Raw genomic sequence first — 3,915 nt, forward strand, 5'->3', positions numbered from 1 at the left:
CCGCCCGTCCCCCGAACCCGAGCCGCGCCAGCAGATGCTTCCGCTCCCGCGCGAACCCCGGATCGGCCTGGTAGTCGGAGTGGCCGAGCAAGGGCGCCGGCAGCGGATGCAGTGTCGTGCGGCCGTACTCCAGCGGGTCCTCGAACGGCTTGCAGTCGACGTCCGGGAGGCGCACCGGGCCGCCTATCGGGTCGGTGAGGCGGTACAGGTTGCGCCAGCAGTCGACGTCCTCGTGCAGGGCCTTGAGGGAGTCGGGGCCGAAGTGGGCGGGGAACCAGCGGCCGTAGAGGCGCTCGATGGGCGAGCCGTAGGTCAGGAGGGCGACGCGTTTGCGGTCGGCGGGTTCCAGCTGCCAGGCGGCGGCTGCGGCGAGGACGCTGCCCTGGGAGTGGCCGGAGATGACGAGCCGGCCGCCGGTGGCGCGGGTCCAGGTCGTCATACGCCAGGTGAGGTCGGGGACGGCGCGCTCGGCGTAGCAGGGGGGCGCGAAGGGGTGCGCGGCGCGCGGCCAGAACGTACCGACGTCCCAGAGGATGCCGATCGTGCGCCGGGCGTTCGGGTCCTTGTACGCGCGCCGCCCCCAGGTGACGAACGTCAGGAACGCGAACCCGATGAGCCACGAGCCGAGCGCCTGCCCCGTGCGCGCGGCGCCCTCGACGAACGGGACCGTACCGGCGGCGGCCCCCACCGGCGTCTTCCCGCTGGCCAGCGCGCCCACGACGGCGACCGTGCCCAGCAGGAGGGTCGCCCCGGAGGTGACGCCGACGAGGAGGGGTGCCCGGTCGGTGAGCGCGGCCATCGCCCGCGCGCGGGAGATCGTGCGCGTGCGCGCGGGGTCGCCGTCCTCGACGCCGTACTGCTTCTCGACGGCCGGCTCCTGTGCTTTGGCCCTGCTCATGGCGCGCTGTCCGAGGAGCGAGCAGTGGACGAGCACGACGAGGAGGACGGCCGGGATGACGGACGCCTGCCAGGTCAGCAGGACGGGCGGGCCGGGCAGGACGCCGCCGGTGCCGTCCAGCCAGTCGGCGACGCGCTGGGCGACGCCGCCGGACATCACGCCGCCGAGCGCGCACGCCAGCATGACGACGGCGGGGCCGCCGAGGCCGCGCAGGGCCGAGCGGTGCTCGGGGTCGGCGTCGTACAGCTTGCGGGCGACGACCGCGAGGGCGACGGCGACCACGCCCTGGGCGACCGCGATGCCGCCGAACGTGAGGTCGCCGGGCAGGCGCCCCGTCGAGGTCCAGCCGGGCCGCGACCAGGCCGCGTACACGAGGGCGAGGGCCAGCACGGCGAGGGAGCCGAGCGGCAGGCGGCGTACGAGGTGGCGGTCGAGTTTGTGGTCGAGGCGCTCCTCGGTGCGGCCCCGGCCGCAGACCACCCATACGACGCAGACCGCGCCGACGAGCAGGACGGCCTCCAGGACGTGCCCCAGGGCGTCCAGGAGGGCCGGGGAGCCGCTGTCGTGGTCCCGGCGGGCGGCGGCCGTGCCGACGGTCGCGGCGACCGTCAGGAGGCCCGCCGCGGTGTGGGCGGCGCGCAGCCGGGAGACCAGGCGGCGGCCGTACCAGAAGCCGGGGCGGCTGAGGGTCGTCACGGCGTCGGCGCCGTCCGTGCGAGGTACCGGCTCCTGCGACTCGTACGCGCGCCAGGTGCGGTGCGAGAGGTACCACAGCAGGGCGACGAGCGCGGTCGGGACGAGGGCCGCGAGCGCGAGGCGGCGGCCGGGCTGGCCCCACCAGCCGCCGGGCGTAAGGAAGCCGAGCCAGGTGTGGCGCTCCGCGCACGCGCGCGTGCCCGCGCACTGCCAGGCGGTGAGGTCGAGGGCGACCTCGCAGGCGGCGGCGACCAGAAGGACCGTCAGGGAGAGGGCGGCGAGGCGGACGAGGAGGCCGTAGGCGCGGACCGTACGCGTGCCCGCGCGGGCCGCCGGGCGCATCCAGTGGGCGAGGTTGACGACCATGAACGGCAGCAGCAACAGCCACAGCGCGCGCGTGCCGTTGCCGGAGGTGAGGTTGGACCAGACGTACGCCTCCGGGATCGGCCGGTCCAGGCGCGCGCCCGCGCGGGACGCCGTGTCGTCGTGCTCCCCCCACGCGCCCGCGCGGGTCTCCGCGTCGGCGTCGTCGGCGCGACGGTAGACGGCGGCCGTCTCGTCCCCCGTGACCCGCACCGTGCGCGGGTCGTCGAGCATCTTCTCCGGTGTGGCCCCGCCCACCCCGTGGACGAGGAGTTCGAGGGCGACGGCCGGCTTCCCGGTCTGTCCCTCTTCGGGTGGTCCGGCGGGGCTCGGTACCCCGCCCACGATGGTTCGTTCCACTGCTCGCACTTCCCCCGTGACGCGCCGTCGGCATCTTTCCGTGCCCAGCCAGGATGGCCGCTACGGCCCTTGTGCACACCTGTTGTCACGGAATCTCCCCGTTCCGTGAGACAACCGTGACGAGACGGCGTTCGGGAGCAAGCGCTTGTGGTCCCCGGACTCTGCCGAACGGGGCCGCGACAGCGCCTGCGACGTGCGAGGATGGACCGTCCCGACCCGACCGGGCGGGGTTCGACGCGGGAAGGACCGGAGCGTACGTGAGCGAGAATCAGAACCTCCTCGCGGAGCAGCGCCGCGCCCTGATCCTCGACGAGGTGCGCCGCCGGGGCGGTGTCCGGGTCAACGAACTCACGCGCAGGCTCGGCGTGTCCGACATGACGATCCGCCGCGACCTCGACGCGCTCGCGAAGCAGGGCGTCGTCGAGAAGGTGCACGGCGGCGCCGTACCGGTCGTCGAGGCCAGCACCCACGAGCCGGGCTTCGAGGCGAAGTCGGGCCTCGAACTCACGGCGAAGGAGGACATCGCGCGCACGGCCGCCGGGCTCGTCGCCCCCGGCAGCGCGATCGCCCTCTCCGGCGGTACGACGACGTTCGCGCTCGCGCACCGGCTGGTGGACGTGCCGGACCTGACCGTCGTCACCAACTCGGTGCGGGTCGCGGACGTCTTCCACGCCGCGCAGCGCACGTCCGGGCCGCGTCAGGGCGCCGCGACCGTCGTCCTCACCGGCGGGGTCCGCACCCCCTCGGACTCCCTCGTCGGCCCCGTCGCCGACCAGGCGATCGCCGCGCTCCACTTCGACATGCTGTTCCTCGGCGTGCACGGCATATCGGCCGAGGCGGGCCTGTCGACGCCCAACCTCGCGGAGGCGGAGACCAATCGGCGCCTCGTGCACTCCGCGCGGCGGGTCGTGGTGGTCGCCGACCACACCAAGTGGGGTGTCGTGGGCCTGAGTTCGTTCGCGACGCTGGACCAGGTGGACTCGCTGGTGACGGACGCGGGGCTGCCGGCGGCGGCCCGTACGGAGATGGCGGAGCATCTGCGGGTCGTGGTGGCGGGAGAGACCGTGCAGGCCGTGGACATGTGACGTACGGGCGACGACTTCTGACGGTCCGTCAACTAGGGTTGTTCTTCCGGCCGTCGCAGTGCGCGAGCAGGAGGGGGACTTCGCATGGAACGTCATCTGGCCCCGGTGGGCCTTGAGTTCGTCGGGACCGCGCCCGTCCGCCTCGTGTTCGCGCAGGAGATGTCCGCGGCTCCCGAGGCCGTCTTCCACGCGCTCGCCGAGGACGTCCCCGGCTGGGCCGAGTGGTTCCGCCAGGTCCGGCGCGCGCGGCCCCTCGGGGACGGCGGGGAGCGGGAGATCCACCTCGTGGGCGGCGGGAGGTTCCGCGAGACGATCCTCGCGGCGAAGGCGCCCGAGGTGTACGCCTACCGCCTGGACACCGTCAACGCGCCGGGTCTCAAGGCGCTCGTGGAGGAGTGGCGGCTGATTCCGGTGGGCGCGGGGACACGGGTGCGGTGGACGTTCGCGGCGGACGGGGTGCTTCCACTGCGGCTCGCGCTCAAGGCGGCCGGGCCGGGGATGGGGTGGGCGTTC

3 protein-coding genes are annotated in these 3,915 nt (G+C 74.4%); 2 read left to right on the top strand and 1 reads right to left on the bottom strand.

The genetic code is table 11. The annotated features are described in order from the left end of the window. Positions 1-2,317 (bottom strand): hypothetical protein (locus AOK24_RS27055; RefSeq protein ID WP_107104058.1); only part of this gene is annotated, 2,317 nt, incomplete at its 3' end. Between the two features lie 257 nt (positions 2,318-2,574). Here AOK24_RS27055 and AOK24_RS27060 point away from each other — a divergent pair. Both AOK24_RS27060 and AOK24_RS27065 read left to right on the top strand, forming a co-directional pair. Beyond that, complete coding sequence (locus tag AOK24_RS27060; protein ID WP_055722674.1) at positions 2,575-3,402, top strand: DeoR/GlpR family DNA-binding transcription regulator; 828 nt, start codon at positions 2,575-2,577, stop codon at positions 3,400-3,402. A gap of 84 nt (positions 3,403-3,486) precedes the next feature. Then, on the top strand, positions 3,487-3,915 hold a 429-nt coding region (locus tag AOK24_RS27065; protein ID WP_055722675.1), incomplete at its 3' end, for an SRPBCC family protein.

The sequence above is a fragment of the Streptomyces niveiscabiei genome, assembly GCF_001419795.1.
In the GTDB taxonomy this organism is placed as follows: domain Bacteria; phylum Actinomycetota; class Actinomycetes; order Streptomycetales; family Streptomycetaceae; genus Streptomyces; species Streptomyces niveiscabiei.